A 4,435-nucleotide genomic window follows, 5' to 3' on the forward strand; every position below is an offset into this window, starting at 1 on the left:
GCTTTCATTCTTTCTTTGTCTAACAACATCAGGTCATTGGGGCAAGCATACATGCAAGCTGTTTTATCTTGCCCTTTGCATCCGTCACATTTTTCTGCAATTACAAAACTTGGCATTTGTTTAACCTCCATCATTCTTATAATAAAATAACAAAAGATAATCCCTGGATTCTGTTCCGTGCAGCAAAGCGGCAGCCTAATTGTCATGAAGCTGAACGACCTTGCCACACAGAAATAAGGTAAATAAACAGAATAAATTAAACAAGACAAACTTTATTAACTATATAGCCTTTTCCAAAATTTCTGAAATATCGAAAGCTTTTAAGGCCTCTCCAGCCTCGCGCATTGCTATGCCATCAACGATCATTGTTAAACAGAAGGGGCATGCGGTACTGACATAATCAGTTTTCGTTGCAATTGCCTCATCGGTACGCATAACGTTAATACGCTCACCCTCGTGTTCTTCAAGCCACATACGTCCGCCGCCGGCTCCGCAGCAAAAGCTCTTTTCGCCGGTATGGGCCATTTCTTTAATAGTCAAGCCAACTGCCTTGAGCAACTCTCGCGGCTGGTCATAAATCTGATTATAGCGGCCTAAATAACACGAATCATGATAAGTTACCGATTTTCCTGCAACGTTGTTCAGTTTGAGTTTTCCTGTTTTCACCAGATCCAGCAGGAAAACAGAGTGATGGATTACTTCGAAATTCCCGCCTAATTGAGGATACTCATTCTTGAGGATATTAAAGCAATGCGGGCATTGAGTGATGATTTTTTTGACGCCATAGCCCTTCATAACTTCAATATTTTCAGACGCTAAAGTATAAAATAGATATTCATTTCCCAGCTTGCGGGCAGAGTCTCCGCAGCATTTCTCTTCGTTGCCCAGAATTGCAAAATGAACACCGGCTGTTTGCAGCAATTTTACGATTGCAGCCGATACTTTTTGGTTGCGGGCATCAAAGGCGCCCGAACATCCAGGCCAGTACAAATATTCTGAATTCGGATCTTCTGCGAAGGTCTTGACACCCAATCCTGTTAAAAAGTCGGCACGAGTCGTCCAGCCAATCCCCCAGGGATTACCGTTGTTCTCCATATTTCTGAAAGCCAGCTGAGCTTCGGCCGGGAAACGGGTTTCCATGAGAACCAGGTTACGCCGCATGTCAATGGTCTTATCGACATGTTCGACAAAAACTGGACACTGCTGCTCACAAGAACGGCAAGTGGTACAGGACCATAAGTCTTCTTCCGGAATCACTTCTCCAATAAGAGAGCGGCCTGTCACTTCTTCAGTCTCCTCAGCTGCAGCACTCTCCAAGTCCGCGCTTTGACTGCTTACAGTCAATTTCTGCGAGGCTTTAAGCGCCGCACCTGTCTCCTCCATCAGAAGGCGCATGTCTTGTATAATTTTTTTCGGATTCAAATGCTTGCCGCTTAAGTATGCCGGACAGTTGTCCTGACAACGTCCGCAGCGCAAGCAGGCGTCGGTGTTAAAAAGGGTTTTCCAGGAAAATTCACGTAGTTGGCTTTTGCCAAAGGTCTCAAGACTTTCATCCTCAAAATCAATAGGTTCCGGAATTCCGATGGGTCCTCGATAACGAAAGAACATATTTAAAGGACCGAGTATTATGTGGAACAGCTTTGAATAAGGGAAATATCCGATGAAAGTCATCGCTAACAAGAGATGAAACCACCAAAGAAACCTGTGCAATGACAATAATTGAGCTTCATTGAGAGACGCCTTAAGCGGAATAGATATCCATTGTCCAATGAATCCCCATCCGGCCCATGGATCAGGTGTTGCGGCAATACGAGCTCCTTCAATAACAAAACCGGTTAGCAGAATTATAAATATTAAAGCTAGAGTAATTGCGTCATCGTTTTTATTGTCCAGGCGATCGGGTCTTTGTATATAACGACGATAAGCTGCTACTAAAATACCGAGGATAGCAGCCAAGCCAAATAAGTTAGCGGTAAACTTGATGAATAAATAGAGCCCGCCATGAAAAATATGTAGTCCAAAGTCTGCTTGCAGTGTAATCATGGCTGTTGCAAATGCTAAAAATACAAATCCCCAGAAAATGCCAAAGTGCATCAAGCCGGGATAAGAATCTTTAAGGATTCGTTTGTGACCAAATCCATATACAAGAATATCTTTTATGCCTTGCCATACGTCTTTCCAGCGATTCTCAGGTTGTCCCAATTTCCAAAGTGACAAACGTTTGTACACTCCGTAACCGAAGAAAATAAGCGCAATGATGAAGAATAAATATAGCCAATGCTCTCCTTCAATGTTCCAATACACTGGACGTGTGGCCATTCCTATCTCTCCTTGTTCATTCAGCGAAGCACCTTTGAGGCGCTTCGCTGAATTAGTTTTATTTAATTTTCAAATAACAGTGTATTTTTCTTTAAGAGTCGAATTTATTAAGCACCGACAATTTTTTTGAACTCTTCGGTCAGTATAGGAACGACTTCGAAAAGATCTCCGACGATTCCATAGTCTGCAACATTAAAGATGTTTGCTTCAGGATCTTTATTAATTGCCACAATGAATTTAGAAGAACCCATACCGGCAAGGTGCTGGATAGCTCCGGAAATCCCGCAAGCAATATAAAGGGTAGGAGCAACTGTTTTTCCGGTTTGTCCGACTTGGAACTTCTGCTCTCTCCAGCCTGCGTCAACTGCCGCACGGGATGCGCCTACAGCCGCACCAATGACATCGGCTAACGCTTCTAAAATTACATAATTTTCAGGGCCTTTCATCCCGCGTCCGCCTGAAACAATAATGTTAGCTTCAGTTAATTCAGGGCGCTTCGAGGCTGCAATAGCTATTTCTTTAAGGACGGCACGTAAATCTGCACTATCGATTTCAGCGCTTTCTTTAACGACTTCGGCCTTGCGGGAATCGTCGGCTACAGGCAGGGCAAAGGTGTTGGGGCGGATCGTTGCTAAAATAGGACGAACGTTTGAATTAAGATATTCGAAAGCCTTACCTGCATAAATAGGACGCTTAAAGGTCATAAAGCTGGCAGAATTAAGTTCAATACCCGTGCAGTCGGAGGCAAGGCCTACACCCAAGCGTTGAGCTAAACGGGGAGCAAGGTCTTTTCCTACGGCAGTATTGCCCATGAGAACTGCTTGTGGCTCTTCTTTGCGAATTATTTTGTTTAGGGCTGAAGTATAAGCTCCGGTTGTATATTCAGCCAGTTTTTCATCTTCAACGAGAATAACTTTATCTGCTCCATTAGCAGCAAGCGTTTGTGCGATTCCTTCAATACCTTGACCAAGCACAACAGCTACTAAAGGCTCGCCGGTTTCATCGGCCATTTTTCGTCCTTGTCCAAGTAGTTCCAATGAAACTTTACGAATTTGCATGTTGCGTTGTTCAACTACAACCCATATTCCTTTTGCCATGTTTATTCCTCCTTCTACAGAACTTTAGCTTCTTCGTGCAATAATCGTGCTAATTCTTTAGCGGCTTGAGCAGCTTCTCCCGGAATTTTTTGGCCAGCTTTGCGGGCCTCAGGTAAGGTAAATTTCTCAACTGTCATTTTAGGGGCCAGATCGCCGGCAGATAATCCAAGGTCAGCAACTGACATTGATTTTAAAGGTTTCTTTTTAGCCTTCATGATTCCTGCTACGGATGGATAACGAGGTTCATTGAGGCCTTTTTGAGCGGTAACAACGGCTGGCAAAGCAACCTCAATGACTTCTGTTCCGCCATCAATTTCACGAGTTGCGGTAATTTGAGTTCCCGAAGCTTCCAGTTTCAGAACGCTGTTTACCGAAGGAATATTTAAGGCTTCTGCTAAACGCACTGCAAGTTGGCTGGCACCGTCATCAATAGCAATTCGGCCCGATAAGATAATGTCGTAGGGAAGCTGAGCTATTGCCTTAGCAAGAATTTCGGCTTTTCCCCATTCATCCGCGCTGTCCAAAACCGGGTCATTTACAACAACCCCTTTGTCCCCTCCCATAGCTAAAGCCGTACGAACAGCTTCTTGAGCACGAGGACCTCCCATAGTGACTATTGTAACTTCGCCACCTAATTTCTCCTTCAGGCGAATTCCCTCTTCAATAGCGAATTCATCGTAAGGGTTAATAATTAGGTTGACCCCATTGGGATCGATTTTGCCACTGCCATCAAGAACAATTTTAGCCTCGGTATCAAATGTTTGTTTGATGCAAACGATGATGTTCATGCTTTCTCCTCCTAACTTTTCTATTTTGTCAAAGGCTGACTTAAAATATATTGGACACCTCCCCCATATGGGGAAATGGCATCACCACAAAGATAAGATAAAGAATTAAGGCTTGCTAGCGGAGCAAAGGAGTTCGGACATTTCCATGACTTCCAGGACATCTTTCTTTTCCAGTCCGGCACAAGCATCGTCCAGCATCAGGATGCAGTACGGACATGCCGTCACCAGGAC

The 4,435-nt window shown here is 44.0% G+C and carries 3 protein-coding genes and 1 pseudogene; all 4 read right to left on the reverse strand.

From position 1 onward, the window contains the following. A pseudogene (locus tag REC12_RS04850) lies at positions 1-116 on the reverse strand (adenylyl-sulfate reductase subunit beta); the annotation flags it as partial. Positions 117-279: 163 nt separating this feature from the next. Then, positions 280-2,319, reverse strand: a complete 2,040-nt coding sequence (locus REC12_RS04855) for a heterodisulfide reductase-related iron-sulfur binding cluster (protein ID WP_308892687.1) — start codon at positions 2,317-2,319, stop codon at positions 280-282. Positions 2,320-2,426: 107 nt separating this feature from the next. Beyond that, a complete protein-coding gene (locus tag REC12_RS04860; RefSeq protein ID WP_308892688.1) occupies positions 2,427-3,416 on the reverse strand; it encodes an electron transfer flavoprotein subunit alpha/FixB family protein in 990 nt (329 codons plus the stop codon). A 14-nt stretch (positions 3,417-3,430) separates the two neighbouring features. Continuing rightward, positions 3,431-4,204, reverse strand: a complete 774-nt coding sequence (locus REC12_RS04865) for an electron transfer flavoprotein subunit beta/FixA family protein (RefSeq protein WP_308892689.1) — start codon at positions 4,202-4,204, stop codon at positions 3,431-3,433. Positions 4,205-4,435 lie beyond the last annotated feature (231 nt).

Source organism: Candidatus Desulfosporosinus nitrosoreducens, assembly GCF_030954495.1.
Lineage (GTDB): Bacteria > Bacillota > Desulfitobacteriia > Desulfitobacteriales > Desulfitobacteriaceae > Desulfosporosinus > Desulfosporosinus nitrosoreducens.

Coding starts and splice junctions, on each gene's coding strand:
- REC12_RS04855 (WP_308892687.1), bottom strand. CDS start 2,319: ATGGCCACACGTCCAGTGTATTGGAACATTGAAGGAGAGCATTGGCTA.
- REC12_RS04860 (WP_308892688.1), bottom strand. CDS start 3,416: ATGGCAAAAGGAATATGGGTTGTAGTTGAACAACGCAACATGCAAATT.
- REC12_RS04865 (WP_308892689.1), bottom strand. CDS start 4,204: ATGAACATCATCGTTTGCATCAAACAAACATTTGATACCGAGGCTAAA.